Below are 26401 nucleotides of genomic sequence, written 5' to 3'. Positions count from 1 at the left end.
TAGAAACCAACTATGACTCAAAACTACCGCATTACCTTACTTCCCGGCGATGGCATTGGCCCTGAAATTATGGCAGTGGCGGTAGATGTGCTAAAAGTCGTAGGGAAAAAATTTGATATTGAGTTTGCATTCCAAGAAGCTTTGATTGGTGGTGCAGCCATTGACGCAACAGGCGAACCATTGCCAGCTACAACTTTAGAAGCTTGCCGTAATAGTGATGCTGTTTTACTCGCCGCTATTGGTGGTTATAAGTGGGATACTTTACCATCCCACCAACGGCCGGAAGCTGGTTTGTTGGGACTCCGCGCAGGTTTGGGATTATTTGCCAATTTACGCCCAGCCCAAATTCTGCCCCAATTAATTGAAGCTTCGACTTTAAAACGCGAAGTTGTAGAAGGCGTAGATATTATGGTGGTGCGTGAACTCACAGGCGGAATTTACTTTGGTAAACCCAGAGGAATTTTTGAGACAGAAACAGGTGAGAAACGCGGTATCAATACAATGGTTTACAGCGAGTCAGAAATTGACCGCATCGGTAGAGTCGCCTTTGAAACCGCCCGCAAACGACGTGGAAAACTTTGTTCTGTTGATAAATCTAACGTATTAGAAGTATCCCAGTTGTGGCGCGATCGCATGACGAAACTTGCCGCAGAATACCCCGATGTCGAACTGTCTCACCTCTACGTCGATAATGCCGCAATGCAATTAGTCCGCGCTCCCAAACAATTCGATACGATTGTCACAGGTAACTTGTTTGGCGATATTCTCTCTGATGCGGCGGCTATGCTGACAGGCAGTATTGGGATGTTACCTTCTGCTAGTTTGGGTGCTTCTGGCCCTGGCGTATATGAACCAGTTCACGGTTCTGCACCCGATATTGCAGGACAAGATAAAGCCAACCCCCTAGCGCAGGTTTTGAGTGCAGCAATGATGTTACGCTACGGATTAAATCAGCCACAAGCAGCAGATAGCATCGAAAAAGCTGTGTTGCAAGTTTTAGAACAAGGCGATCGCACAGGCGATATCATGTCTCCAGGCATGAATCTTTTGGGTTGCCAAGCAATGGGTAATTCACTCATTCAAGCATTAGAAAAATAATTCTTTGAGTAGAAACTGGCCAAATTGGCAATCTTTACAAAAACTTTCGGGTACACTATAGACAAAATCTAGTAAGTAGATAGCAGTATATAGTGTACGCTTTACGACAAGAGACAGCTAATTTCAATGCCTCTAGAATCCAGCCACCTCTGATTGATCCCGCTGTCATCAGAGCAGCTGGCAAGATTTACTACACTTATTGTGAAGTACATCCTGAAATCGCTGGGCAGCCTTCCGGGGTAGCAATTAATCGTGTTACCCTGCGGGGAAAAGTGATTTTTACTCACAACCCCGTCCTCTTACCCCAAGAATGTTTTGTCCCTTTAAATCAAATTGAATCGCACATGTATTAGTCATTAGTCAATGGTCAATGGTCAATGGTCAATGGTTGTTAGTTATTTGACAAAGAACAAATAACAAAGCACAAATGACACAGAACATTTGACAAATGACTATATGGACTTTTTAATGGCCGTTCCGGCGATTATTGTTGTTTTCGCCTTGGGTGCATCTATAGGTAGCTTTATTAACGTTGTCGTTTATCGAATCCCTGCGGGGTTATCGATTCTTTGGCCACCTTCCCGTTGCCCCCATTGCTTAAACCAGCTAAAAGCTTATGACAATGTACCCGTGCTGGGATGGTTGTGGTTACGTGGAAAATGCCGTTATTGCAAAAGCAAAATTGCTGTTCGTTATCCAGTTGTAGAAGCGATAACGGGTTTAATTTTTGTCATCGTTTTTGTAGTATTTCAAGTTTCGATCGCCACTTTAGGATATTGGGCTTTTTGTAGTTGGTTGTTAGCGTTAGCGCTAATTGACTTAGATACAATGACTTTACCTAATGCCCTAACTCAATCAGGGTTAGTACTAGGTTTGGGATATCAAATGCTTAGTGGTTTTGTCCCTGAAGCCAGTGGGGTGGGATTAATCAGACACCTAATGATGGGGATAGTTGGTGCTGTTATTGGCTTGTGGCTATTTGAAGGAATCGCCCTTGGTGGTTCAATAATTTTAGGTAAAACTGCGATGGGTGCAGGAGATGCCAAACTAGCCGCCATGATGGGTGCTTGGCTGGGTTGGCGTTATTTGCTTTTAGCTAGTTTAATTGCCTGTGCCGTAGGAGTATTAATAGGTGGATTAGTGATTGTGCGATCGCAGCAAAAAACTGGAGTTAAAATCCCCTTCGGGCCTTTTTTAGCTTTAGGCGCAATCATAACTTTATTTACCGGGCCAGCCATCTTATCGGCTTATTTAAAATTTGCATTTCCTTCCAGCTAACTCATATTTGTAGAGCAGGGTGGGCAAAGTTTGTCCACTTTAGGAACTACTAACTATATGATCAAAGAAAATCTGTGGAGTTTGGCTGATGGGAATTGAAGAATTATTACTACCTTTTCGAGAAGAAATATTAAGAATTGCGGCTAAATATGGTGCGTATAATTTGCGTGTATTTGGTTCAGTAGCTAGAGGTGAAGCTAGACCAGATAGTGATATAGATTTTTTAGTAGAGCTAGAGCCAGGACGCAATTTATTAGATCGAATTGGATTAATGCAAGATTTAGAAGAATTATTAAAACGTAAAGTTGATGTCGCCAAGCCAAGTAATTTACATGAATTAATTAGAGATAAAATTTTAAGTGAAGCTGTTGCATTATGAGAGATGAAAGGCGTTATTTACTTGATATTGCAGAATGTATTGAAAGGATAGAAGAATATACCTGCAATGGAAGAGACGCTTTTATCCAAACCAGGATGATTCAGGATGCAGTAGTAAGAAATTTTGAAATTATTGGTGAGGCAACTAAAAGAATATCTCCAGAAGTAAGACAAAAGTATTCTAATGTACCGTGGAAGCAGATAGCTGGGTTTCGAGATGTCTTAATTCATGATTATCTGCGGGTAGATTATGATGATGTTTGGGGAATCATTGAGCGTGATTTACCTGGGTTAAAAGCTAGTATTCAATTAATTTTGCAAGATTTAGATGAAGAAAATTAATAAGCAATTAACTCACATCAAGTACTAGGGAATATCACATCAAGTACTAGGGAATATTTAAAGTGACAAAAAACAAAAAATTACTAACTTTAACTATGCTAAGGGCTGGTGAGTTACTGGAATGATGTAAACCAGATCAACATTCTCATCAAATTTGAGCGATCGCCCAAGTGTTACGGTTGCGATACAATTTACATTCCAGCTTAAGACAAGCATTCACAATTCCTAATGACTGTAACCGTCATTACCCCATCGCCGCTTCGCCTTTTGATAATATCAGCCTGTGACTTGTATTACCCTCTTAACGAACCAGACCCGTTGGCAAGACTAATGCCATAGATGCTAATTGCTCAGAAACTAGCAAATTATTTACTAAATATGGGGGCAGAAAATTGCCGCTAGGGTTGGCTAACAGCATCTTTTTGCGGGAGTTGGTATTCCAACGGACTTGACGCAAGCTAATACATTTTACAAAAACATATCCGCAAGAGACTTGTATTGGTATAAGCATTTTCGTTAAGCTGGCAACCAAAGATGCAAAATAATGTCTGAATTGCTTACAAGCGTAATTTGGCTATGTAGTCATTAGTCAAGAGTCATTGGCAACGACAAAGGACGAATGACAAAAGACTGTTTTCGACCCATACCCACTTGAATAAGATAAAAATGGCAAACAACGAAGAATCACGCGGTTTAAAGTCTCTGTTTGATTGGTTTGCAAATCGAAGAAAATCAGGCTCTACCAACCTGGAAAAGCAAGAACGAGAGATTGCTGACGGATTATGGCACAAATGTTCTAAGTGTGGTGTTTTAACCTATACAAAAGATTTGAGAGCTAATCAAATGGTCTGTGTCGAATGTGGACATCATAATCGGGTAGACTGTGATGAACGCATCCGCCAATTGATAGATAACAATACTTGGCAACCGATAGATGAGCATTTGCGCCCAACTGACCCCTTACAATTTCGCGATCGCAAACCGTATAGCGATCGCCTCCGGGAAATGGAAACCAAAATGGGTCTGATTGACGCAGTAAAAACAGGTTTGGGACAAATCAACGGAATGCCCGTAGCGTTGGGAGTGATGGACTTCCGCTTTATGGGTGGTAGCATGGGTTCCGTTGTGGGCGAAAAACTCACCCGCTTAATAGAACAAGCAACTGGGCGACGTTACCCAGTTGTCATTGTCTGCACCTCTGGTGGTGCGAGAATGCAGGAAGGTATGCTCTCCCTGATGCAGATGGCGAAAATCTCCGCAGCCTTAGACCGCCATCGTGATGCGAGATTACTTTATATTCCCGTGTTAGCCAACCCCACCACAGGCGGCGTAACCGCAAGTTTTGCCATGTTAGGCGATATTATTTTGGCAGAACCCAAAGCAACCATCGGTTTCGCTGGTCGGCGCGTAATTGAGCAAACCCTCCGCGAAAAACTGCCAGATGATTTTCAGACCGCTGAGGATTTACTCAAGCATGGCTTTGTGGACGAGATTGTTCCTCGTACTCAGTTAAAGAACACCTTAGCCCAGCTAATAGCTTTACACCAACCAGTGACAACCGCCCCTCCTATGATGCTGTGGGAGTCAATGACATTGAGTTCCACAGCAGTTGAGTAAAAGAGGCAGGGGAGACAAGGAGCAGGGAGACAAGGAGATGGATTTTCCCCTCTGCACCCTGCACCCTGCCACGTTTCCTCTTTACCTTCCTGGTTCTTGCACAAAAAATAGTGGTACAAGTGCAGCTAGGCGCAACAAGCCAGAGAGGGCGAATAAGCCGAGTAAGCCTCCCCAAACGGCAAATTGGGCAATGAAACTGCCTATGGTTGTGCCTAAAGCGCCACTACCGCCAGCGACAGCAGCAGCGATCGCAAAATAAATTGACTGATTTTTCATGGGTGCGATCGCTAATTGCAAATTGTTATTACACAAGTCAATTGCTGCCCAAGTTACGCCAGCCAAAATATGTAATAGTGGCAACCATAGCCAAATATCAATTTGAGTGGCATTGATTCCTAACCACAAAATTGGTGTCAATCCCACCATAATCCCCACAAAAAGAAGGATAGGAAGATTTCCTACCCTGTCTGCTAATTTGCCCCACCAAATCATCATTAGCAAGTTTGCGCCAGCTTGCAAACTGCCATAAAGCGTCACCCAGCTGACATCTATACCCAGAGTATCTAACATATAGAGGTTAAAAAAGGGGGCGCTTAAATGAACAGCAAACATCCATAAACTGATATAAATCAGAAATATGAGAAAGTTATAGTTTTTCCAAATACTAGTAACAGGCTGATTTGTAGCAGCAGGTAAAGAAACAAATTCGTCTGTTGTGTTGGTTGTAGATGTAGAACCCAAGGAATTTTGCAATTGGGGATTTATGTCTACCTTAAAGTATTGACAGCCAATGCTGAGAACGCCAAACACAACTCCGACTAACAGCACTACTCCGTAACCTTGGATAGTCCCACCGTACCAATGGGAAACCGCTAGACCTGCTAAAGGCATACAAATCAAATTAGTCAAGCTAGTTGCACTGTTGCGAATCCCGAAATACCTACCGCGCAATCGTCGGGGAACGATCATCGCTAACCAACTCATCCAGGATGCGCAACCTAACCCTCCTAAAAGATGGGTGGCTAAGACAATCAACAGCGTCATGACAACTAACTGTTGAGAACTAATACCGCCCCAACTAAAGATAGCAATAGCGATCGCTAAAATTAGCCACAGTAAACGCGCAGTTCCATATATCCCCAGTGCATACCGAAAACGGCTAGTAGTGCGTTCTGATAAATAAGCGCCCAAAGGCTGAATTAGATTCACCAGCATGGGTATAGAAGATAACATCCCAAACACTACTGGACTAGCATCTAATTCTACGAGGAAATTACTGAGTAAGATACCGCCAGTGGTAATACCAAAAACCGTTGCTAAAATCGCATCCATCGTGGAAGCTCGTAAACTAGTACGAATAGCATCCTTAGGAATACGGAAACTAGGTTGTTTGCTAGGACTAATAGTTGGCGGCGCAACAATCTGGGGTATTTCCAGAGTCAGAGAAGCAGCTGTTTCAACCTGAACAGAATCCATAGTTATATTTGAAGTAACGCACCTCAGCGTAGTTTTAGGTACATATTGAGGAATCGAAAGATCCTCATCAGCTTTGGTTATAATTTTTAGATATTTTATCTTGCCAATTCTCAACAAAAATTCAGATTAGTTAAACATCTGTCCTTGGCTACAGACGATATAAGTGAAGTGAAAGCTACTGTCATCCATCTGTGAAAAGAATCAGCTTGTGGAGATTTTTGGGGGTAGTAATAGCGATCGCGATCGCTATTATTAGCTATCACAGTCTACAACTACCAAAAGCCAACGCAGTCACCGTCAAACTTAGCGGTTGGGCGGGTTCCCAGGTTGAGCAAAAGCTATTAAAACAAGTTCTGCAAGACTTTGAAGCCCAGCATCCCAATATCAAAGTCAAATATGAGGTAATTCCCGACCAATATATGGATGTAATCAAGACACGCTTGGTCGGAGAAGCTGCTCCTGATGTATTTTATCTTGATGCGCTAGAAGCACCTTTTTTGATGAGTCAAAATGTTTTAGAAACTTTAGATAATTACATTCAGCCAGAATTCGACATAGATGACTTTGAAGTTACCCTATTAGATAGTTTTAAGTACCAAAACCATATTTATGGGCTTCCTAAAGACTATTCTACATTAGCTCTTTTTTATAATAAAAAATCTTTTTCTGCCGCAGGCTTAAATAGTCCTCCAAGCACTTGGTCAGAACTGCGTTCTTACTCCCAAAAGCTAACAAGCAAACTCAACAGATATGGCTTTGGAGAAACTCCAGAGTTAGCACGTCAAGTATATAAAATCAAAGCTTTCGGTGGACAAGTTATTGATGAGAACGGTTATGCTACTTTTGCGAGTAAAGCTAGTTTGCAAGGATTACAATTAGTTATTGACCAATATAGAAAAGATAAATCATCTGCCCAAAAATCTGATGTTGGTACAAACTCAGGTAGTGAAATGTTTGGTCAAGGTAAAGTCGCAATGGTCATTGATGGTAACTGGGCAATTCCTTACCTGCAAGAAACCTTTCCACAACTTCAATTTGCTACAGCCGAATTACCCACAATTAATAATCAAAAAGGTACGATGGTCTTCACTGTAGCCTATGTGATGAACAAGCAATCTCAGCATAAAGCAGCAGCTTGGGAATTAATTTCTTATCTCACGGGCAAAACTGGAATGCAAAAGTGGACAGCAACAGGCTTTGCTTTACCAACCCGAAAATCAGTAGCACAGCAATTAGGTTATGACCAAGATCCTCTAAGAAAACCATTAGTTGCAGGAGTGAGTTATGCAACACCCTGGCAAGTTGGTAAATATCCCGCACCAATTATGAATAATTTTGATAATCAGTTTGTCAGTGCTTTATTAGGACAACAATCTTTACAGCAAGCAATGTTACGGGCGCAGAATGCAGCCAATCAGCAAATTAAAGTAATGGAATAGTCTATAAGATAGCCGACTTCTTTAAGAAATCGGCTATCTGGATAACATACTTTCTAAATAAGTTTATTCCTAATCAATTTCCCACTCTACTCTCAAGGTTTCTAGCTTAGAATTTTTTACACTCAATCTCTTACACTCATCCAAAAATTCTTTTACCTGTTCTTGAGTCAGGCTCAATCCACCATCTTGGAGATTATGAATATAAGTAATCACATCTGAAGTTGTCAAATATGAACTTATCTCTTCCAGTAAAATCGCATTATTAACTTCTCTACAAACTAACTCAATATCAGAAGAAGTAAATCTAATACTCTTCTCTGCTAATATTTCAAAATTGACAGATTGCTTCACATTAATTTGTGATAGATATTGCTTAAATATTTCGGTTCTCTCTGCTTGATTTGGTGGAAAAATCGGAATTTTCCAATCTAACCTGCCAGAACGTTTCAAGGCACTATCAAGACCACTTAAATAATTAGTAGCAGCAATGACTATTACATCACTATCTTTAATATTATTCAGTTCAATCAATAATTGATTTATTGTCGCTTTTTGGTCAGTATGTGCATTATCTTCATTACGATTAAACCCAATACTATCTAACTCATCAATGAATAATACAGAAGGTGCTTTTTTCTTGGCTTGAGCAAAAATATCTCGAATATTTTTCTGGCTTTGACCTATCCACACACTCACAATATCAGCAGGGGAAAACTTAAAGAAATAGCGACCAGATTCATTAGCAAAGGCATTAGCTAGTAATGTTTTACCACATCCAGGTAAACCATAAAAAAGAATACCACCAATTGAACCTTTATATCCTTTAGATTGTAATTTAAGAAGTTTATTTAATTTTTCTTTTTCTTCATTGAGTCCTTGGACTTGGCTAAAGTCAAGTTTTACTTGTTTGATAATTGGACTGATTTGTCTTGTTACTCTTGTTCTAACTTTATATTCAAAAGTCGGATAATTAATTTTTTCAAATGAGACAGGTACTAATTGGTGTTTTTCATAATCTGGTGTCATGATGATAATTTTAAAATTAGCCCCATAGTATTCTGCTAGTTTATATTCTAAAATTTCTTTAGTCTTTTTCAATTGATAATAGTTGCGAGCGATTTCAAATCCAGGTACTACTAACCAAACATTTTCTAAATTATTTGGCCAAACCTGAGCTTTTCGCAGAATTCTCTTAATCATATCAAGAAAAAGATTATTATCAGAAAATTCTTGATATTTGAGAGTTTCTATTTCTACAACAATTTTATTTTTTATATATACTTCAATTTTTTCAGTTTGATATTCTTCATATTCATTATAATCATCTTCATCTGTATTTTCTTCATCTTGGGAAGTTAACTCTATCTGACAGCCAATATGAGATAAATCATAGCCAAGACTTTCTAAAGTTTTGATAGCAAAATATTTTAGATAGATATATTCAGTACTTTCTTCTGCCCATTTCAGATGATAAAGATGTTCAGGCTTCATCCTCAGTAATAATTGTGACTCAGCTTGAATTTGGGCTTTTTGAAGTTCTAAAAAATAATTTAGTAAAGATACATCATCTTCATCTGTTTCATAATAAGGTAGTTCTAATAAGAGACGGAAGTGAGCTAATATTTCTTCTTTTTGTTCAATAGCAACTTCCTGTGAGTATTTACATCTTAGAGTAAAAGTAAAAGGAATTTTGCTGGCAACTCTATCGACTAGATGTCCTAATGTATCTTCTTTTTGCTGAGCTTGGATTTCTAATAATGATGGGCAGTGAAATAAAATAAATGTTTGCGTGGAATTATATTTGTTAAGAGCTAAAGATATTTGTTCAAATTGTTCATCAAATTTTTCTGAATCCAGCAATTCTAAGCCAGTGTTACCCAAGATAACACTCGTCATAGTAGAGGAATAAAAATGAAATATATTAGCGCCATTAATTGGGTTTTCTTTTTCATTTTCCCCATCATCATCTGAGTCAATTATATTAGTAGAGAATTGTCTAACAGAAGAACTAGTCACTTCAGTAAGACCTTTGTATTGAAATTTTCTAATCAACTCATAATTTAAAATTTTGACAACAATATCAGAAAAGAAATCTACAGCTTGAGGAATGAGAAAAAGTCCCATAGGTTGATTTGAATCTAAACAAGACTGAAAGCGTTCATATTCTTGCTCAGAACCAAAATCAAATAAGTAGTAAAAGAAATCATGTTTGATTTGAATCGGTTCTTTGAGTTTTTGAGAAATTGGCTCAGATGGAAATGATTTCTCAGACAGTTCTACACCTTTGATAGAAATATCTATCTTGGTATCTAAAGGAATATATAAATCAAAAACTGGATCGCTACACAGCCCTAAGTTCTCAAGAGTAGTATTAAAGTCATCTATAAATGCCTGACTTCTGCGTTGATAGCCAAAATGTTCCATGATGGTTTTAACTCGCAAGCTTTTTTTGGCTTTACCAGTTCTTTGAAGTTCATTTTTAATAGAAGTTAAGTAGGCTGTATATGACATTTTGTATCCTCACTAGAACCAAATCTATAGTTCCCTAAATGAGGTATGGAGATAACTTAATACAGGCGATCGCCATACTCTCAGCATCAAGCGCTACCATAAATAATCATGCACTACCTATCGCTTCAACTAAATTGTGCGGAATTAAGCGGAGGTTAAATTGTGTTGCAAATTAGCAGGCGACAGCAGAGAAGAACCAGGTGGAATCTGACGGAAAATCTGGCTGGGTATCTGTTCCTCGCACCCACTATCCTGGTTTTAGGGACTTTTGTTGTATTACCTATTCTTTACGCCGTTTTTCTGTCGTTACATAAAGTCCAGCTTCTCGGCGGAATCGAATACCAGTTCATCGGCTTGCGCAATTTCAGTCGCTTAGTTGAAGATGAACGCGTTTGGATAGCTTTGAAAAATACGGCAGAATACGTTGCTATTGTAGTGCCTGCTCAAACCGTTTTGGCTTTAGTTCTGGCGGTAACTCTAAATTCAGGTATTCGTGGGAAAAATTGGTGGCGCATCCTCTACTTTTTGCCTACGGTGACTTCTTCCGCAGTGTTAACGCTCATTTTTATGTGGATTTATAACACTGATGGGTTACTAAATGATGTTTTAGCCTTTGTCGGTTTACCTACTTATAACTGGTTGGGTGACCCATCTGTAGCACTCAAAGGCATCATGATGATGAATATTTGGTCAACTGCACCGTTTTATATGGTGATTTATTTAGCGGCGTTACAGGATATTCCCCAAAAATTGTACGAAGCAGCAGAACTGGATGGGGCAAATGCTTGGCAGCAGTTTATTTACATTACTATTCCTATACTCAAGCCTGTCACCTTTTTTGTAGTAGCTATCGGCATAATTGGGACTTTTCAATTATTTGACCAATCGTATATTTTCTCTGGTGGGACTGGCGGGCCAAATAACGCGACTCTGACTTTGGTTTTGTTAATTTATCAAGCCGTATTTCGCAATTTACAGATGGGTTATGCTGCTGCGATCGCATTTTTATTGGCACTAGTGATCATCACTATGACTTTAATTCAGCGGCGTTTATTTGGAGGCGAAAAAGCGTGACTACAATTTCTCGCATCCCCTGGCTTAAAGTACTTTTATACGTGGTGCTAACTGTTTATGCAGTTATTACCTTAGTACCATTTCTCTGGGCATTATCGGCATCATTTAAACCCCTATCAGAAATAGTTAATGGCGGCAGTAATTTCATACCCAAGAATTTTACTCTGGATAACTACAAGCAAATATTTTTACAAGAACCACTGTTTTGGCGTTGGTTATTCAACAGTATATTTATTGCCGTCAGCGTGACGTTATTAAACTTAATATTTAATTCGATGGCAGGTTATGCTTTGGCTAGACTGCGCTTTGTGGGGAAAAACTTTTGGTTCTTCTTGATTTTGGCAGTGTTAGCAGTACCAGCGCAAATTACCTTAATTCCAACATTTTTAATTTTAAAGGCGATCGGTTGGTTGAATTCTTATCAAGGCATGATTGTGCCTGGAATGGTTAATGCTACTTTTATCTTCATGATGCGGCAGTTCTTTGTCAATTTTCCCAAAGAATTAGAAGAAGCAGCGCAACTAGATGGCTTAAATACGTTTGGAATTTTCAGATATATTGTCTTACCTTTAGCAAAACCAGCATTAGCAGCCCAAGCGGTTTTTGTCTTTATGGGTAGTTGGAATAATTTTTTATTACCTGTAGTGATTTTATTTGACCCCGAAATGTTCACCCTACCCTTGGGCTTGAACACCTTTAAAGGCCTCTACATCAGCTATTGGAACTACATTATGGCAGCTTCAATGGTTTTTACCCTGCCAGCTTTAAGTATATATGCTTTCTTTAACCGCTACTTTATCCAAAGTGCCACCTTTACAGGTGGGAAAGGATAGTTAGGAGTCATTTGTCAATGGTCATTAGTAAAAAGGCAGGAGGCAGAAAGCTAAAGGATAACATTTCATACTTCACACTTCATACTTCATACTTTTCACCAGCCCCTGCTCCAAATTTGGGCAACAAATTGCACTCCTAACGTGATATTGGTATTACAGCGACTCAATCTCTATTTGTCAGTTAACAAACATTATGGGTTTTGCAGATCTACCGATCGCAGAGATAGCAACACACCACAGTATGACTGTGGCGAAAGTGTTTTCTCTGTTTAACCAATTGGGAATTGCCTATAAATGCCAAAAGGCTTATTGGGCGTTAGAAAATGCAAAAGTAATTATGGCGCAAACATTGTCGGAAATTTGCCGCCAAGGGACTAGCGACTCGGTGAGAGATACCAGAGTCACCTGGTGGGCGATTTCGGGCTTGAGCGAATCTTTAATAACATAGAACCACCGTTAGCGACACGGAGATTGAGCATCGCATTATTTAGCTGTGTTGAGCGTCAAAATTTTTAAGGGGAAACATGTTTAGAAGATTAATTGGCGTTGTTGTGGTTACTGTTTTACTGACATTTCAATTGATGGTTGGTAGTGCTACAGCTGTGGAACTAGACGCAGCTACCAGAACAGTAGCATTAAATGACAAGGGTGACACTATCACACTTAGCCTCAAACAAGTTAAAGAAGGTAAACGCTTATTTCAGTACGCTTGCGCTCAATGTCATGTTGGTGGCGTGACCAAAACCAACCAAAACGTAGGACTTGAACCAGAGGCGCTGGCATTAGCTACACCAAACCGCAACAACATTGAAGGTTTGGTAGATTACATGAAAAATCCCACTACTTATGACGGCGAAGAGGAAATCTCTGAATTACACCCCAGCCTCAAGAGTGCAGATATTTTCACAGAAATGCGTAATTTGACCGAAGATGATTTAGTAGCGATCGCTGGTCATATCCTCCTACAACCCAAAGTTGTAGGTACTAAGTGGGGCGGTGGCAAAATCTATTACTAAACTTCAGTTTTAATTACTGAATTATGGGGAACTAGGTATTGAGAAGAGAAAAGCCTCAAGTCTAAAGTATGAAATTTTACTTGTTTCATCCTTTAACTTCCGTCTGAATACTTCACAGTTCCTAGTTCCCAATTTCTATAATTTTTTAACAATTGGGATTTAATGTTGAGCTTCCTTTAACTTCACACACAAATTTTTTAGTGCGATGCCATCTAGTAATTATTGCTGATTGCAAAATTTTTGCCTATTGATTTATGGCTCGAAAATAAAAAAATTATATCTACGACATATTGTCATACTTTGGCGTTGATTTTATTTAAAATGAAATAGGGAAAATAAAAACCACCTGTTAGGAGAACGTCATGAAATTAATTGCGGCAAGCCTGCGACGCTTAAGCTTAGCTGTTTTGACAATGATTTTAGTTGTGAGCAGCTTTGCTGTTTTTACACCTTCCGCTGCTGCTGAAACCTACCAAATCAAGTTGGGTAGCGATAAAGGAATGCTGGCATTTGAACCCAGCAAGTTAACAGTGAAGCCCGGCGATACAATTGAATGGGTAAACAACAAAGTTCCTCCCCATAACGTTGTGTTTGATCCTGGCAAAAACCCTGCTAAGAGTGCAGATTTAGCTAAATCTCTATCTCACAAAAGCTTGTTAATGAGTCCTGGTCAAAAAGAAACAACCACTATCCCAGCTGATGCACCTGCTGGTGAATACACCTTCTATTGTGAACCTCACCGTGGTGCTGGCATGGTTGGTAAAATTGTAGTTGAAGGCTAAAAATAGTACTGTTGAAACTAGATGATTTTCTAGCCTCTTCAGTAAAATTCACAACCTAACAAATGCCAGAGTCTGGCACATACAAAACATTAACTAATGGCGGTGACGAGTCTGATTCCGTCCGGAATACTTAACAGTGCATAGCGCTGGAGGGAATGAACTCGTCACCGCTAATTTTAATGATATTTAAAGATGTTAAAATAAATTTCGTTATCAGAAACTTATTGTTTACTCTTACCACAAATATTAAGGTTAAATAAAAACCGCAATACATATAAATAAATCTATAAAATATTTATTGTAAGAGGTTATTGAATCGCTAGAACCTATTTACGAGGAGAAGAATTTGAGAATACTGTTATTAATATTATTTCTGGCGATCGCTCTCTTTAACTTAACATTTACTTATCCAGCACTAGCCGCTGAAACATCCAACGGTGCTAAAATTTTCGCTGCTAATTGCTCTTCTTGCCACATAGGTGGTGGTAACATCCTCGTTGCGGAAAAAACTTTAAACAAGGAAGCATTATCAAAATACTTAGCAGACTATAATACAGATTCCATTCAAGCAATTATTCATCAAGTGCAGAATGGGAAAAACGCCATGCCTCCTTTCAAAAATAAGTTAACTTCTGAAGAAATTGTGGATGTTGCTGCTTACGTTTTTCAAAAAGCAGAACAAGGGTGGTAAGCAGGTGAGAAAAAGAGACTAGGGGCTGGTATTTTTTACTCAGTACTTTTAAGACAGCTAATCAAGATACAGCAAAGTGGTGAGTGCTGAGTGAATAAATTTTAGATTTTAAATTAGGACAATCTTTCAATCTAAAATCGGCAATCTAAAATCTAAAATTCTCTAGCCCCTAGCCTCTATTTTTTAGGAACTAAACATTAGCCTGTTGACGCTGATAAAGAGACCAATACAAACCCTTCTGTTGTAACAGTTGAGTGTGAGTCCCCCGTTCAGCAATCACGCCTTTTTCCATCACCACAATCAAATCAGCACGTTTGAGCGGGGCAAAGCGGTGAGCAATCAAAAATACGGTGCGATTTGCCGAAACTCGTTGGAGATTTTGCAGCACTTGTTGTTCTGTTTCACTATCCAACGCACTTGTCGCCTCATCCAAAATTAAAATCGGAGCATCTGACAAAAACAACCGTGCCAAAGCAATGCGTTGTCGTTGTCCGCCAGATAAAGCTGTACCTCGCTCCCCAACATTTGTTTCGTAACCGAATGGCAATTGACTGATAAAATCGTGAGCTACGGCCAATCTCGCCGCTTCTACCACCTGTTCAGAGGTAATATTTGGATTGCCCAAAGTGATATTTTCTAATATCGAGCCATTAAATAAAAAGTCCTCTTGTAACACCACCCCAATTTGTTGCCGCAGTGATGCTAAGTCCGCACTCTTGATATCAAAACCATCAATTAAAATTCTTCCTGACTCAATTTGATACAAACGTTGCAATAACTTTGACAGAGTACTTTTACCCGAACCACTACGTCCAACTATCCCCACAAACTGCCCTGGTTGCACATCAAAAGTAATCCCGCGTAACACAGGTTCAGTATGAGCTTGGTAACGGAAAAATACCTGTTCAAAACTTACTTGCCCTTTTAATGTTGGTAATACTAATCCTGTGCCTGCTTCTGCTTCTGGGGCAGTGTTGAGAATATCACCAATTCTATCTACTGACAGCAATACTTGTTGCAGATTTTGCCACAGTTGTACCAAACGCAACAATGGTTGTGTCACCCGACCAGATAACATCTGAAATGCTACCAATTGCCCAATGGTGAGTTTTTGTTCAATCACCAACTTTGCACCTACCCACAGAATTAGTAAGGTAGAAAAATTTGTGAGAAAGTCACCAATATTACTACTGATATTAGATGTAGTCGAGGCTTTAAACCCGGTGCGGATAAAACGAGCAAATAAGCCTTCCCAACGTTCCCGCGCTACTGGTTCAGCTGCATGGGCTTTCACAGAATGAATGCCTGTAATTGTCTCTACCAAAAACGATTGACTGTCGGCACTGCGGTTAAAAGTTTCGTTGAGCCAGTTGCGTAAAATTGGGGTAGCAAAAATCGTTAACGTAGCAAACAACGGCAGCACTGCCAAGGCAACAAAAGTTAAAGGGATGTTGTAGTAAAACATCAATGCCAGATAGACAACAGCAAAGATGCTATCCAGGATGACTGTTAAGGCTGTACCTGTGAGAAATTGCCGAATTTGTTCGAGTTCTTGGACACGGGCAACAGTATCACCCACCCGCCGAGATTCAAAATAAGCTAAAGGCAAGCGCATCAGATGGCGGAATAACTGCGCCGATAAGCTTAAATCTAAGCGTCTAGCAGTATGGGTAAAGATGAACAGACGCAAAGTTCCCAGCACCGCCTCGAAGCAAGCAATTAATAATAAGGCGATCGCCATAACATCGAGGGTGGGCAAGCTTTCTTGCACCATCACCTTATCAATTACAACTTGGGTAATTAGGGGTGTGCCTAAGCCAAATAGTTGTAATGTTAAGGATGCCAGCAGAACTTCACCTAATAATCCCTTGTATTTCCAGACGGCGGGAATAAACCAACTAAGGTTAAATTTCTCTTGTTTATTAATGAGTTCTGCTTGCCACAGTTGCCCATCCCAGGCAGCTTCGACGATTGATTGTGGTAGAGTTTCGCATATTTGCCCTGGATGTAGAGGGTTGGCAATAATTAAGCGTGAACCTTTGAGGGCGTAGACAACTACCCAACTCGGTTGAAGTTGAGTTTCGCTTTGCCATAACATCAGGGCGGGAAATGAAAGTTGTGGTAATTCTGCCCAAGTTACTTGCAGTCGCCGCAATACTAGTCCTAGTTTTTCGGCAGCTTCGACAATTTGCTTCGGGCTTTGTCCGCGCAGTTGCCTTTGTACCCATTCGAGTTGAACGGGGTTTTCTAGTTGTTGGGCGACCATTGTCAGGCAAGCTGCGGCGGTGTTGCTGTGGGCAATGAAGGGATAATTTGATGTGTCTGGAGTGCGGTTGAGTAGTTCTTGGAGAGTTGGCTGTTGAGAGGTTGCTGCTGGTAGAGGCAGTTGTGGTTCGAGACTGGGCTGGGGTTGAGGATGAATTGGTGCTGGTTCTGCGGTGGAACCTGAGAAGAATTGTTCAATTTCTAAAGTGCTAAATTCTGTCCACAAAGCGCTTTCCCAACAGGCGACGATGACTTCTTTGCTGGCGGCTACGGCTTTGCAATCTACTGCTACTTTGTAGAGGTCGCCAAACCAGTCTCCAGTTTGTAGGGCTGCTAGGGCTTTACTATCTTGTTCTTGTCTGAGTCTGACTTTGCCTGAGACTATGTAGTATTGATAGCCGCGTTTTTGCGATGACCAGATTTTTTCTCCTAATTGGTAGCGATGGATAATTAACTGATGACGCAATCTTGTTTGTTGTTCGCTACTTAGCCAGCATAAAGGTGCTTGATTCCAAGGTATTTCTGCTATAGCGTTTATTTCTAAAGATTCATTATCCAGAGGTGTTAACTTATTTGTAATTTCACTGTTAGCTTTTGAATTTTCTCTGCTAGCCATTTTTCAAATAACTCATTTTGTAATGCTTGTTGGAGTTGAGTATCTTCTAAAGACGCTGGCAGAAATTGTTCGACTCGAAACAAACCATAACGTCCTTCTAGTTCTATTGGCCCTACCAATTGCCCAGAACTGGCGACATCTATCGCTGACCGCAATGTATCTGGCATAGTGCCACGGCTGATTGCTCCCATCATGCCGTTCATTATGCGATCGTCTGTGAGGGAATATTCTCTGGCTAGTTGTTCAAAGCTGCCTCCTTCTTCGATTTGAGTTCTGAGTTCTTCACAAAGTTCTTGGCTGTCAACAATAATGCGAGAGATAACGACGCGATCTAGAAAAATTTTTCTTTCAATAAAGTACTCAGGAATATTTGTTTGCGTAACTACTGTTTTGAGTTTTTCTAATTTGAAACCGAAGGTAATTGATGTATGAAATGTTTCATAATCTGTACCATTTGCTTGTAACCATTCTTGAAAAATTTGTGGTTGAGTTAGTTGGTTTTTTAAACGAAAGTCAATAACTGCTTGTTCTGTTAATGCTGGGTTGATATCTAAATCATCTCTAGTTTTGATTTCTTGCTCAATCACGTACTGACGGAGAATATCGCCAATAAACTGTGATAATTTGCCAGAAGCTTGGAGATATTTTACTGCCTCTGCTATTGAGAGTGGATGATCATTTATTAACAGAAATGATAAAGATTCCATGAAATAACTCAAGAAAAACAGCTAAAAGTTCATAATTTAGAGAGACTAATACTGGCTCAGGATGACTTAACCTTGGTCAGCATAGGAAATTACGGCAACTCACTATGAATGTGTTGCCTAAAAAGATTTTTAAATTTCATCAGATAATTAACTGATCGCTATTGTCCACAACCAAGCAAAGAAGATGGCAGCGATCGCACCAATTAAGGTATTTAAAATATTGACTAATTCATTCGTTAGCCAAGTATATTTCGATTGCAGTGTGGCTCCAATGACACTTTCTAGATTGGTAGCAATGAAGGCTGCTAAGATACACCACACGATCCCTAATAAATCTATCAATCCTACCGCCCAACCAACGCAGGCGATCGCGATCGATGCCACTATACCCGCTAAAGTTCCTTCTAAACTGACTGCACCTTCTGTACCTCGCGGTACTGGTTGCAGTGTGGTAATCAAAAAGGTACGTTTACCATAGGCTTTACCGACTTCGCTGGCTGATGTGTCAGATAGCTTGGTGCTAAAACTCGCTACATAGCCCAACAACAGCAGGTAAACAGGATTAGGCACTAGAGACTGAAGATTAGATCCTAAAAATCCCGAATTTATGATTCCTACACCCAAAGCACATAATGCCGCAGTTAACGCTGAACCCCAGACATTTTCTGGGCCTCTTGCACCAGAACGCTTCTCGGCTATGCCTTGGGCTTCTTTCTGTGCCATACCGATGCGCGTCACTCCTGAACCCACTAGGAAATAAAACGCAACTACTAGATATCCCTGCCAACCTAAAGTTCCCCAAATTATTACGCCCAATATCCAGGCGTGGAATATCCCTGCTGGGGTAAGCAGCTTTTTGGGAGCAATCCAAACTAAACCCAAAAGAATGGCGTTTAATCCTACTCCTACTAACCAGGGATTCGCAGAGTCAATTAAAGGTAACATTAGCAGTGAATCACAAGTAGTGTTGTCATTGCCAGCATATCAACAGAATAACTAATTTTAGACCTTGGGTGTTGTCTCTCATTCTTTAATTCTAGAATTGCATCGATTCTATTACTTTTACTAGTAGTGAGAGAAAAAACAGGCAAGACAAACAACAAATTTTTTTCAGCTACAACAAGGTAGGAGAGGGACTAGAGATTAGAGGCTAGTATTTTGACTTAGTAATAAGTCAGCTATTCACGGAAAAATCCACTACCAAGCACAAACAAAGAATATTTCCACTTCCTACTCCCCACTCCCTACTCTCTTTTCCAAGGATGTAAATATCGCTAACAGCATATAAGCGACAGCAATATAAAACTGTGTTCCAATTAACCACAAACGACTTTTCAGCGCCTAAATTGTAGATATAGCAGGTGACAGGTTACAGCTTAGAGGTGACAGCATTAGAAGTCTTTTGGTGTCTAAGTCCCGTTATCTACTGATATCCTAAGTACCTTGGCTATTGCTATGGCAACTACACGTCTAGTGAACACAAGTTATGAATAAACCTATATTTCATCTGGCTTTCCCTGTGAGTGATATTGCTCAGACAAAGGCATATTATGTTGATGGCTTGGGCTGTATTCCTGGCCGAGAAAATCCTCACGCGCTGATTCTGAATCTTTACGGTCATCAACTAGTAGCACATACTACTAAAGAACCTTTAACACGGCAACGCACGATTTATCCTAGGCACTTTGGGTTAATATTTACTCAGGAAAGTGACTGGGAAAGCTTGTTAAATAAAGCACAAAATCAGCAACTTTTATTTCGAGAAGAAGCCAAAGATAGATTTGTTGGTTCTCCTTTAGAACATCGGACTTTCTTTTTAGAAGATCCTTTTTACAATTTGCTGGAGTTTAAATATTACCGCTACCCAGAGGCGATTTTTGGTAGTTATGAGTATACCCAAATTGGCGATCGCGGTTAATATTCTGCATCGGTTCGGCTAAAGCTGTGGCTACTGCTGCCAAACTTCTAGAGTCGGTTAACATCCAAGGGTGTGATGCTGCTGGGATAATGACTTCTGTACCTATGGGCATTTGCGAACTTTTGGCTGGGACAATCATCAAATCATAAGGTGTCCAAATTGATGTAAAATTCAACTGCTTTAACATCACAGCGTCAGAATTTAAATCCTTGAGAAAGTTACTGTTAGAACGCATTTGTAAACAACCAGGCCGCCAAGAACCATAGGCGACTACAGTTCCATAATGCGGTGATGAGATGGTAATAAACCGCTGCACGCGCTCAATTCCTCCCAGTCGTTGTACATAATAACGACTGACAATTCCGCCCATGCTGAAACCTACTATATCTAGTTTCTGCTCTGGCTCAAAGGTCACGGCAATATAATCAGCTACTTGCTGCGCCAATACATCAAGACCAACATCGCCATTATTTGGTACTAGATTGAGAGCATACACAGACCAACCCTTGTCTTGTAAATAATTTCTCATCTTGCGGAATACAGCTTCCGTATCTCCAATACCGTGGATCAATAATACGGGGTTGTACTGTTGATTAATGGTGTTCATTGCTTGATTCACCTGCATGGGTCTGTCAAAAATCTAGCTAAGTTATCTTGCTATCTGTGAACAAGCTATGACACTCAAATCACTGGCTTAAATCTGATATTTGCTTCACAGTTATTTATGTATTTATCTAAGCAACTTTGTTAATTTTTGTTAAGCCAACTTTCATAATCTTGCTTATAGTTACAGTAAAATTTAATAATTAGTCTTGATATATACAGGCTGCAAGTGCCTGCAAAATCAAAGACATTTGCTCTGTAGTCTTACTAAAGTGTTGCGTAAGCACTAAACTATAAAGCTAGTCAAAGTAATAGTACGGCGCAAAAAAATGTAGCATTAAGCTGCAATTTTTAACATTACGGTCAAATTTACAGAATATAGAAGGCAGGAGAAATTCTAATGTTCGGTTTTATCAAAAATTTAATTGCTGGGATTTTAGGCTTCTTCACAGGGCTGTTCGGTGGCAAGAAAAAAAATGGTGGCTACTACTTACAGTTAGATGAAAGTGGTGCAGAAGTAACTCCAGCACCAGCGCCAGCAGCTAAACCCGCACCGACAGCTAAAGCAGAAGAAACAGCTAAACCAGCAGCTGCTTCTACTAACGGCACAAAAGCTACAGCCACAGCGCCTGAGCCTGAGCAAAAACCAGCGCCTGCTGCTAAAGCAGTAAAAGCAAAAGCATCCAAAAATGGCAAAGCTGCGCCAACTGAACCAGAAAAAGCTCCCGCAGCAGCTGTTGCTGTTAAGAAAGAACCAACTATAACTACATTTGCACCAAAATATTTAGTTCCTACTGCTTCTAATGGTCGCCGCCGTCCAGGAGCAAATATGAGTTCTTTCTTAGACATGGCAAGTCAAGTTAAAACTCCTAACCAAGCTTAGTGGTTTAATTTTCATTGTTAGCGATCGCTAAGCATTTACTAAATAACAGTCCGCTGTACAACTGAAAAGCCGCATCCCAATTAGTTGGTTCTCGACGAAACAGATGTATATGGGGTGTGATACTGCTTAATATTTCCGTTTGATCTAAAACCGTCTCCGCAAAAGGTGTAAATTCTGACCAAAGCTTCACTTGTGGCAGATGCTGCTCTAGCCAGTTGAGTACTTGATTCCAGTTGATTCTGATAGTATTTTGACTAGCTTGAGCAGCAATTTTTACACCTTGTTGGAAATCATAACTATGATCAGACAAGCGCAGAATGCAACGTCGCCTTGGTAGATGTAGGTCGCAAAACTGGGCATAGTCTTGAGTTTGAGTTTTACGTTCTAGCTTGTGACGCGCATCAAGATCTACAACTTCTTCAAAAATCGGCAAAAGTCCAACTACTCTGGCTTGGACTTCTGACCAATTAAAAGTGAGAGTACCAGTTTGATTAGTTTGGTTGCGACAAACAACGGTCGGTTCTAGACCAGATTCGGAAAAATATTGAACCTGATAAACTTGTATTTGTTGAACTGCGGCTATTGTCGCCCAAAAGCAAGGAATTCCAGCTTGCTGTAGCTGTTCACCATAAAATTTCAATTCTCCCACTTGCCCAGAACGATAGACTCTCCAACTCCGAGTGGGTAGAATTAGCCTTGCTGTATAATGGTCTATCTGCATAATTTGAGCAAATTTCGCTGCAACTGTTGACTTTTGTGCATTACTCAAAGGTTCTAAGACGAGTAACCCTGGTTCATTGCTGTTAGGTTCAGCTGTAGCTTTAGCAATAGCCCGTTGTCTTTCTTCTTGTTCAACTTCTTGGAGGCGTTGCAAGCCTTGACGTGCTTGGGTAACTATTTTGGTGTTGGTTGTACTCCGCAACAACTGGCGATAGATTTTCTCTGCATCTTGTCGCTTATGAGATACTTCGTACAGTCTGGCAACATAAAATTGCACCCAAGGATTATCTGGTGATTGTTTGATTAGCTGTTGGAGTAACTTAGCAGCTGTGTGATAATCTTTACGCTCAAAAGCGATCGCAACCTGCTCAATCATTTTCCCCTCTCCCTGCATTCCCACCTTGTTTTTTGCCAGTGTTGATTGCTCTGAACAATGAATAAACCTAGCCTTATACTCAGCACTCAGAACTCAGAACTCAGCACTTTGCTATATCATTTATACTTCACAACCTGCGGTAACTATGGATAAAGCTACGATGGGTGCAGTAACAGCGCGGAGAATACGACGACCGAGAGATACAGGTTGAAAACCGGATGCGATCGCATTTTCAACTTCTTGTTCTGTCCAGCCGCCTTCGGGGCCTGTAGCAATAATTAGTTCGTAGCCATTGGTGATTTGTTCTTTATTTGGTAAGCAGTTTTTTAGATGAGGATAGTTACCACGCGCCTCACAGATATACTTTTGACTCTTGACCATTGACTCTTGACCATTGACTCTTGAAATAAAAGCCACTGGTTCTAAAATTGTGGGGACAAAAGCTCGTTCTGATTGTTCGGCGGCTTCAGCAGCGATGCGTCGCCAACGTTCGAGTTTTTGGGGACTAGGATTGAGGAGAGTGCGATCGCTCATGACTGGAGCAATACAAGTTACACCAATTTCCGTACAGCAGCGCACAATTTCATCAAATCCGCTGCCTTTGGGCAACGCAACTATCAATGTAATTGTTATAGGCAATTCAGTTTCTACGGAAAGTAATTCTAAAACCTGGGCTTGTTCTCCTGCCAGCTGTGTTAACCACCATTTGCCCATACCATCCATAGCAATAAAGCGATCGCCCTCACGCAAACGCAAAACGCGACCGAGATAATGTAGTTGCTGGGGTGTAAGTAAAATTTGGTCTTGTTGCAATTGTGAAGGGGCGATCGCAATTCTTTGTAGTTGAGCCATGTAATATCAAGTCCGGATGATTAATTATCGATTTCCGCGCCGCCAGGGTTGGGCAAACGCCAAAACCGATAGAGATCGCTAATTACTTAAGTACAGAAGCACTATTTGTGAGATTCCGCCAAGCTACAAAAGCAACAAAACGCAGCCATTACCAAATTATACGGTTGTTTAGATTCAGAATTTGGTGAGAACTAACGGGGAATTTACTTAATCGAGTTTATAATATAAGCGCTAATCTAACTTGATATATGACGCTTGATTTGGCAGGTTATTCCTATTCCATCTGTTGTCGAGTTAATTGCTTGGGCGGTTTTCAAAAGTAACAGGTGATTCAATACACTTATTGAGTCGAACCATCTTCACAGGAGAAGGCATTTGAATCAAACTTTACCCAACGTACCAAACCGAAAACTGAAAATTACGCTCATAGTATTAGGATCAAGGGGAGACTTGCAACCCTATTGTGCCTTGGCCATTGGTTTAAGACGTGCTGGGCATAAAGTAACAATAGCAACAACCGAAAACTTTGAGTCATTTGTTAGGCAGTTTGATTTGGAGTTTGCGCCTCTAGGGGGCAATACTCAAGAGCTATTCCAATCAGACGCAGGTATTCGCGCTATGAGCGGAGAAAAATTCGAGCTTCTAAGCGACGAGCTATTTCAGCAACAGTTAGAATCGGCGTGGGTAGCGTGTCAAGAAAGTGAAGTGATCATCTACACCCCCCAAACAAACTGGGGATATCACATAGCAGAGAAGTTAGAAATACCCTGCTTTATAGCTTTCTACCAGCCCTATAGCCCAACGGGGATGTTTCCTTTGTTGCAGTTTACCCAAATCGCTAATAATCCACTGAGTAGAGCGATAAACTATGCCAGCTATTTTTTAGTAGAGTTCTTGTTTTGGCACAGATACAAACATTTAATCAATCGCTTCCGAACCCAAACATTAAAATTGCCCCCGTTGCCGTTTTTGGGCAGTCCTTGGCGAAAGAAAACGCCTAAAAACCTATCACAAATTCCAGTACTACATGGATATAGTTCTCATGTGATTCCCAGACCCAAGGATTGGCCTCAATGGGCTTATGTAACTGGTTATTGGTTTATTGACCAAGCTGACACCTATGAGCCACCTGAAGAACTGAAGGAATTTCTTGCTCAAAAGCCAACACCCATCTATCTTGGATTTGGAAGCATGGCAATGCAAGATCCACAGAGAATTACAAACTTGTTCTTGGAAGCTTTAGAGAAAACTGGTCAGCGTGGCATCATACTGTCAGGCTGGGGAAAAGTAGGAACAACCGATAAAATTAAAGATTCCTCACGCGCATTAGTGATTAACTCAGTTCCCCATGACTGGTTGTTCTCCCAAGTGTCAGCAACGGTTCATCATGGTGGTGCAGGTACGACTGCGGCAGCATTACGAGCAGGGATACCCACAATCATCGTACCCTTTTTTGCAGATCAGCCGACTTGGGGAGAAAAGGTGGTTCAACTGGGAGTTAGTCCTGCATCAATTCCGTACAAGGAGTTGTCAGAGGAAGCTTTAGCAGCAGCTATTGAAGTCGCCCTCAAAGATTCTGTGATGCGCTCTAAAGCCAAAGAATTAGGCGAGAAGATTAGGAGTGAAAATGGTGTGGCAAATGCTGTTGAGGTAATTCATCGACATTTGGGGTTGATTGGGTAAGTTAACCTTTTTTGTTACTTTAGGAAGAAAAAAACTTTATCCCCAACCTAAACCTTAGACAAAATCATAAATTGAGCGATCGCATTCCACAATTGGTATTGCTACTGTGCGCTTTTTAAATAACAATGACAATTTGGCTTTTCAATCAAAGACTCAACCAAAGCATTGAGGGCAGTTGCAGCAAGTAGCCCACCGCCCAAAGTGCCTTCAATTGTAATAGCTGGAACCGCTTGTTGCATGAGTTGGCGTTTAGCGGCGGGCGCATGACTAAAGCCAATAGGCATTCCAATAACTAATGCTGGTTGAATTTTTTGCTCTTTAATGGCGGTGCAGGCTGCAAGCAGAACAGAAGGTGCATAACCAATTACTAAAACGCAACCATAAGAAACTTGCAATAACTTTTCTCGCCATGCTTGATGCTGCCAACATTCTTGTTCGGCTTCTGTGGCGGTGGTGACGTGGGGATTGTTAATTAAAGTAGTCACTTGGCAACCTAAATGAGCTAATCTGGTTTGATCTAAGGCAGCTGCAACAGTGGGGATATCGACAAAAATCTCACAACCGGAAGAGAGAACTTGACGACTAGCAGCGATCGCACCTGCATTCACCCTGACAAAAGATGCTAAACTCACATCGCCACAGGCTAAAACCAACTGGGAAATTAGGTGTTGTTCAATTTCCGAACGGTGGGATAAATCAGGTAACAAACGTTGTAGGGATTCAGCAAAACTTTCTGAGTGGGTATGTACCTCTGCGTCTAAACGACTCCAAAGTTTTTCTAGTCCGCCTAATCCAACTTGGGTTTCGACTTCCAATAATTTCAGTTGAGCTAATACTTCCGCCTGCATAATTTGACAATGGCGATCGCGTCCTAATAATCCTTCTAATGCTGAGGCTGTTTGTCGCAGTTGGGCAATTTGCTGCATAATCGCCCGATACTGTTGTTGTAATTGCGCTGTGAGAGTTTCCGTTTCTGGTTCCATCTCTAAAATATTGCGGATGTGATTGAGTTGGAAACCTTGCTGCTTCAGCGCCACAATTCGTTGCAACCGGATGACATCTTGTTCAGTGTAGAGACGGTAGTTACTTGGCGATCGCACTGGTTGCGGCAATAGTCCTAATTGATGGTAATGTCTCACCATCCGGGGAGTTATGCCACCACCTACTGCTTGGGTGAGTTCTTTAATTGTCAAGCCACAAGTTTTCATTTGAGTGCAATACAACTAGGACTTACGCACAAAGA

General features: G+C 40.6%; 27 protein-coding genes. 16 read left to right on the top strand and 11 right to left on the bottom strand.

Translation table 11 applies throughout. From position 1 onward, the window contains the following. Positions 1–12: 12 nt before the first annotated feature. From leuB to ACMX3D_RS15250, 5 genes are all read left to right on the top strand, one after another. Positions 13–1098 (top strand): 3-isopropylmalate dehydrogenase, encoded by a 1086-nt coding sequence (gene leuB, locus ACMX3D_RS15270; RefSeq protein WP_482752241.1) that lies wholly within the window; start codon positions 13–15, stop codon positions 1096–1098. Positions 1099–1190: 92 nt separating this feature from the next. After that, positions 1191–1451, top strand: a complete 261-nt coding sequence (locus ACMX3D_RS15265; RefSeq protein WP_482752240.1) for a hypothetical protein — start codon at positions 1191–1193, stop codon at positions 1449–1451. Between the two features lie 103 nt (positions 1452–1554). Then, positions 1555–2376 (top strand): prepilin peptidase, encoded by an 822-nt coding sequence (locus ACMX3D_RS15260; protein WP_482752239.1) that lies wholly within the window; start codon positions 1555–1557, stop codon positions 2374–2376. 88 nt (positions 2377–2464) lie between these two features. Continuing rightward, positions 2465–2755: a nucleotidyltransferase family protein gene (locus tag ACMX3D_RS15255; RefSeq protein ID WP_482752238.1), complete on the top strand. Its 291-nt coding sequence runs from the start codon at positions 2465–2467 to the stop codon at positions 2753–2755. After that, positions 2752–3096, top strand: coding sequence for a HepT-like ribonuclease domain-containing protein (locus tag ACMX3D_RS15250; protein WP_482752237.1), 345 nt, complete (start codon positions 2752–2754; stop codon positions 3094–3096). Before ACMX3D_RS15255 ends, ACMX3D_RS15250 begins: the two co-directional genes overlap by 4 nt. Positions 3097–3189: 93 nt before the next feature. On the opposite strand, the gene ACMX3D_RS15245 is transcribed toward ACMX3D_RS15250, so the two are convergent. Together ACMX3D_RS15245 and ACMX3D_RS15240 are read right to left on the bottom strand one after the other, a co-directional pair. Then, positions 3190–3312: a hypothetical protein gene (locus tag ACMX3D_RS15245; protein WP_482752236.1), complete on the bottom strand. Its 123-nt coding sequence runs from the start codon at positions 3310–3312 to the stop codon at positions 3190–3192. Positions 3313–3397: 85 nt separating this feature from the next. After that, positions 3398–3607, bottom strand: a complete 210-nt coding sequence (locus ACMX3D_RS15240; RefSeq protein ID WP_482752235.1) for a hypothetical protein — start codon at positions 3605–3607, stop codon at positions 3398–3400. Positions 3608–3762: 155 nt separating this feature from the next. On the opposite strand from ACMX3D_RS15240, the gene accD reads away from it, so the two are divergent. After that, on the top strand, positions 3763–4713 hold the full coding sequence (gene accD, locus ACMX3D_RS15235) for an acetyl-CoA carboxylase, carboxyltransferase subunit beta (protein WP_482752234.1): 951 nt from the start codon (positions 3763–3765) through the stop codon (positions 4711–4713). An 81-nt stretch (positions 4714–4794) separates the two neighbouring features. Here the strand turns inward: accD and ACMX3D_RS15230 are convergent, their stop codons facing one another. Then, positions 4795–6189, bottom strand: a complete 1395-nt coding sequence (locus ACMX3D_RS15230; RefSeq protein WP_482752233.1) for an MFS transporter — start codon at positions 6187–6189, stop codon at positions 4795–4797. Positions 6190–6380: 191 nt separating this feature from the next. On the opposite strand from ACMX3D_RS15230, the gene ACMX3D_RS15225 reads away from it, so the two are divergent. Next, on the top strand, positions 6381–7628 hold the full coding sequence (locus ACMX3D_RS15225) for an ABC transporter substrate-binding protein (protein ID WP_482752232.1): 1248 nt from the start codon (positions 6381–6383) through the stop codon (positions 7626–7628). 69 nt (positions 7629–7697) lie between these two features. Here the strand turns inward: ACMX3D_RS15225 and ACMX3D_RS15220 are convergent, their stop codons facing one another. Continuing rightward, entirely contained in the window at positions 7698–10139 is a 2442-nt protein-coding gene (locus ACMX3D_RS15220; RefSeq protein ID WP_482752231.1) for an ATP-binding protein, read from the bottom strand. A 162-nt stretch (positions 10140–10301) separates the two neighbouring features. Between ACMX3D_RS15220 and ACMX3D_RS15215 the strand changes: the two genes are divergently transcribed. The 6 genes from ACMX3D_RS15215 to petJ all read left to right on the top strand — a co-directional run bounded on the left by ACMX3D_RS15215 (position 10302) and on the right by petJ (position 14535). Continuing rightward, positions 10302–11213, top strand: coding sequence for a carbohydrate ABC transporter permease (locus tag ACMX3D_RS15215; protein WP_482752230.1), 912 nt, complete (start codon positions 10302–10304; stop codon positions 11211–11213). After that, positions 11210–12046, top strand: coding sequence for a carbohydrate ABC transporter permease (locus ACMX3D_RS15210; protein WP_482752229.1), 837 nt, complete (start codon positions 11210–11212; stop codon positions 12044–12046). The genes ACMX3D_RS15215 and ACMX3D_RS15210 overlap by 4 nt, the downstream gene beginning before the upstream one ends. A gap of 193 nt (positions 12047–12239) precedes the next feature. After that, on the top strand, positions 12240–12494 hold the full coding sequence (locus ACMX3D_RS15205) for a hypothetical protein (RefSeq protein ID WP_482752228.1): 255 nt from the start codon (positions 12240–12242) through the stop codon (positions 12492–12494). Between the two features lie 76 nt (positions 12495–12570). Beyond that, positions 12571–13062 (top strand): photosystem II cytochrome c-550, encoded by a 492-nt coding sequence (gene psbV, locus ACMX3D_RS15200; RefSeq protein ID WP_482752227.1) that lies wholly within the window; start codon positions 12571–12573, stop codon positions 13060–13062. A gap of 362 nt (positions 13063–13424) precedes the next feature. Next, complete coding sequence (gene petE / locus ACMX3D_RS15195) at positions 13425–13844, top strand: plastocyanin (protein WP_482752226.1); 420 nt, start codon at positions 13425–13427, stop codon at positions 13842–13844. A 346-nt stretch (positions 13845–14190) separates the two neighbouring features. Beyond that, entirely contained in the window at positions 14191–14535 is a 345-nt protein-coding gene (petJ, locus tag ACMX3D_RS15190) for a cytochrome c6 PetJ (protein ID WP_482752225.1), read from the top strand. 190 nt (positions 14536–14725) lie between these two features. Here petJ and ACMX3D_RS15185 read toward each other — a convergent pair whose 3' ends face one another. From ACMX3D_RS15185 to ACMX3D_RS15175, 3 genes are all read right to left on the bottom strand, one after another. Further along, positions 14726–17416, bottom strand: a complete 2691-nt coding sequence (locus tag ACMX3D_RS15185; RefSeq protein WP_482752224.1) for a peptidase domain-containing ABC transporter — start codon at positions 17414–17416, stop codon at positions 14726–14728. Then, on the bottom strand, positions 17365–18123 hold the full coding sequence (locus ACMX3D_RS15180; RefSeq protein ID WP_482752223.1) for a peptidylprolyl isomerase: 759 nt from the start codon (positions 18121–18123) through the stop codon (positions 17365–17367). The genes ACMX3D_RS15185 and ACMX3D_RS15180 overlap by 52 nt, the downstream gene beginning before the upstream one ends. Before the next feature lie 147 nt (positions 18124–18270). Next, positions 18271–19068: a TIGR00297 family protein gene (locus ACMX3D_RS15175; RefSeq protein WP_482752222.1), complete on the bottom strand. Its 798-nt coding sequence runs from the start codon at positions 19066–19068 to the stop codon at positions 18271–18273. A gap of 541 nt (positions 19069–19609) precedes the next feature. Here ACMX3D_RS15175 and ACMX3D_RS15170 point away from each other — a divergent pair. Beyond that, complete coding sequence (locus tag ACMX3D_RS15170; RefSeq protein WP_482752221.1) at positions 19610–20041, top strand: VOC family protein; 432 nt, start codon at positions 19610–19612, stop codon at positions 20039–20041. Here ACMX3D_RS15170 and ACMX3D_RS15165 read toward each other — a convergent pair. After that, entirely contained in the window at positions 19971–20648 is a 678-nt protein-coding gene (locus tag ACMX3D_RS15165) for an esterase/lipase family protein (protein WP_482752220.1), read from the bottom strand. The two genes, ACMX3D_RS15170 and ACMX3D_RS15165, sit on opposite strands and share 71 nt — an antisense overlap. A gap of 396 nt (positions 20649–21044) precedes the next feature. Here ACMX3D_RS15165 and ACMX3D_RS15160 point away from each other — a divergent pair, with 396 nt between their 5' ends. Then, complete coding sequence (locus ACMX3D_RS15160; protein WP_482752219.1) at positions 21045–21527, top strand: hypothetical protein; 483 nt, start codon at positions 21045–21047, stop codon at positions 21525–21527. A 4-nt stretch (positions 21528–21531) separates the two neighbouring features. On the opposite strand, the gene ACMX3D_RS15155 is transcribed toward ACMX3D_RS15160, so the two are convergent. Next, positions 21532–22623: a tetratricopeptide repeat protein gene (locus ACMX3D_RS15155; protein WP_482752218.1), complete on the bottom strand. Its 1092-nt coding sequence runs from the start codon at positions 22621–22623 to the stop codon at positions 21532–21534. A gap of 120 nt (positions 22624–22743) precedes the next feature. Continuing rightward, complete coding sequence (locus tag ACMX3D_RS15150; RefSeq protein WP_482752217.1) at positions 22744–23475, bottom strand: 16S rRNA (uracil(1498)-N(3))-methyltransferase; 732 nt, start codon at positions 23473–23475, stop codon at positions 22744–22746. Positions 23476–23850: 375 nt separating this feature from the next. Between ACMX3D_RS15150 and ACMX3D_RS15145 the strand changes: the two genes are divergently transcribed. Continuing rightward, positions 23851–25158 (top strand): glycosyltransferase, encoded by a 1308-nt coding sequence (locus ACMX3D_RS15145; RefSeq protein ID WP_482752216.1) that lies wholly within the window; start codon positions 23851–23853, stop codon positions 25156–25158. 101 nt (positions 25159–25259) lie between these two features. Here ACMX3D_RS15145 and ACMX3D_RS15140 read toward each other — a convergent pair whose 3' ends face one another. After that, complete coding sequence (locus ACMX3D_RS15140) at positions 25260–26366, bottom strand: precorrin-8X methylmutase (RefSeq protein ID WP_482752215.1); 1107 nt, start codon at positions 26364–26366, stop codon at positions 25260–25262. Positions 26367–26401 lie beyond the last annotated feature (35 nt).

The sequence above is a fragment of the Anabaena sp. TISTR 8404 genome (genome assembly GCF_056847745.1).
The sequence above is the reverse complement of the archived record's forward strand: the minus strand, read 5'-3'. Positions and strand labels throughout refer to the sequence as shown.

Bases quoted from the DNA above. Each gene is read 5' to 3' on its own strand.
- leuB (WP_482752241.1), top strand. From the start codon at position 13: ATGACTCAAAACTACCGCATTACCTTACTTCCCGGCGATGGCATTGGC.
- ACMX3D_RS15260 (WP_482752239.1), top strand. From the start codon at position 1,555: ATGGACTTTTTAATGGCCGTTCCGGCGATTATTGTTGTTTTCGCCTTG.
- ACMX3D_RS15255 (WP_482752238.1), top strand. From the start codon at position 2,465: ATGGGAATTGAAGAATTATTACTACCTTTTCGAGAAGAAATATTAAGA.
- ACMX3D_RS15250 (WP_482752237.1), top strand. From the start codon at position 2,752: ATGAGAGATGAAAGGCGTTATTTACTTGATATTGCAGAATGTATTGAA.
- ACMX3D_RS15245 (WP_482752236.1), bottom strand. From the start codon at position 3,312: ATGCTTGTCTTAAGCTGGAATGTAAATTGTATCGCAACCGTAACACTT.
- ACMX3D_RS15240 (WP_482752235.1), bottom strand. From the start codon at position 3,607: ATGCTTATACCAATACAAGTCTCTTGCGGATATGTTTTTGTAAAATGT.
- accD (WP_482752234.1), top strand. From the start codon at position 3,763: ATGGCAAACAACGAAGAATCACGCGGTTTAAAGTCTCTGTTTGATTGG.
- ACMX3D_RS15230 (WP_482752233.1), bottom strand. From the start codon at position 6,189: ATGGATTCTGTTCAGGTTGAAACAGCTGCTTCTCTGACTCTGGAAATA.
- ACMX3D_RS15220 (WP_482752231.1), bottom strand. From the start codon at position 10,139: ATGTCATATACAGCCTACTTAACTTCTATTAAAAATGAACTTCAAAGA.
- ACMX3D_RS15205 (WP_482752228.1), top strand. From the start codon at position 12,240: ATGGGTTTTGCAGATCTACCGATCGCAGAGATAGCAACACACCACAGT.
- psbV (WP_482752227.1), top strand. From the start codon at position 12,571: ATGTTTAGAAGATTAATTGGCGTTGTTGTGGTTACTGTTTTACTGACA.
- petE (WP_482752226.1), top strand. From the start codon at position 13,425: ATGAAATTAATTGCGGCAAGCCTGCGACGCTTAAGCTTAGCTGTTTTG.
- ACMX3D_RS15185 (WP_482752224.1), bottom strand. From the start codon at position 17,416: ATGGCTAGCAGAGAAAATTCAAAAGCTAACAGTGAAATTACAAATAAG.
- ACMX3D_RS15180 (WP_482752223.1), bottom strand. From the start codon at position 18,123: ATGGAATCTTTATCATTTCTGTTAATAAATGATCATCCACTCTCAATA.
- ACMX3D_RS15175 (WP_482752222.1), bottom strand. From the start codon at position 19,068: ATGTTACCTTTAATTGACTCTGCGAATCCCTGGTTAGTAGGAGTAGGA.
- ACMX3D_RS15170 (WP_482752221.1), top strand. From the start codon at position 19,610: ATGAATAAACCTATATTTCATCTGGCTTTCCCTGTGAGTGATATTGCT.
- ACMX3D_RS15165 (WP_482752220.1), bottom strand. From the start codon at position 20,648: ATGAACACCATTAATCAACAGTACAACCCCGTATTATTGATCCACGGT.
- ACMX3D_RS15160 (WP_482752219.1), top strand. From the start codon at position 21,045: ATGTTCGGTTTTATCAAAAATTTAATTGCTGGGATTTTAGGCTTCTTC.
- ACMX3D_RS15155 (WP_482752218.1), bottom strand. From the start codon at position 22,623: ATGATTGAGCAGGTTGCGATCGCTTTTGAGCGTAAAGATTATCACACA.
- ACMX3D_RS15150 (WP_482752217.1), bottom strand. From the start codon at position 23,475: ATGGCTCAACTACAAAGAATTGCGATCGCCCCTTCACAATTGCAACAA.
- ACMX3D_RS15140 (WP_482752215.1), bottom strand. From the start codon at position 26,366: ATGAAAACTTGTGGCTTGACAATTAAAGAACTCACCCAAGCAGTAGGT.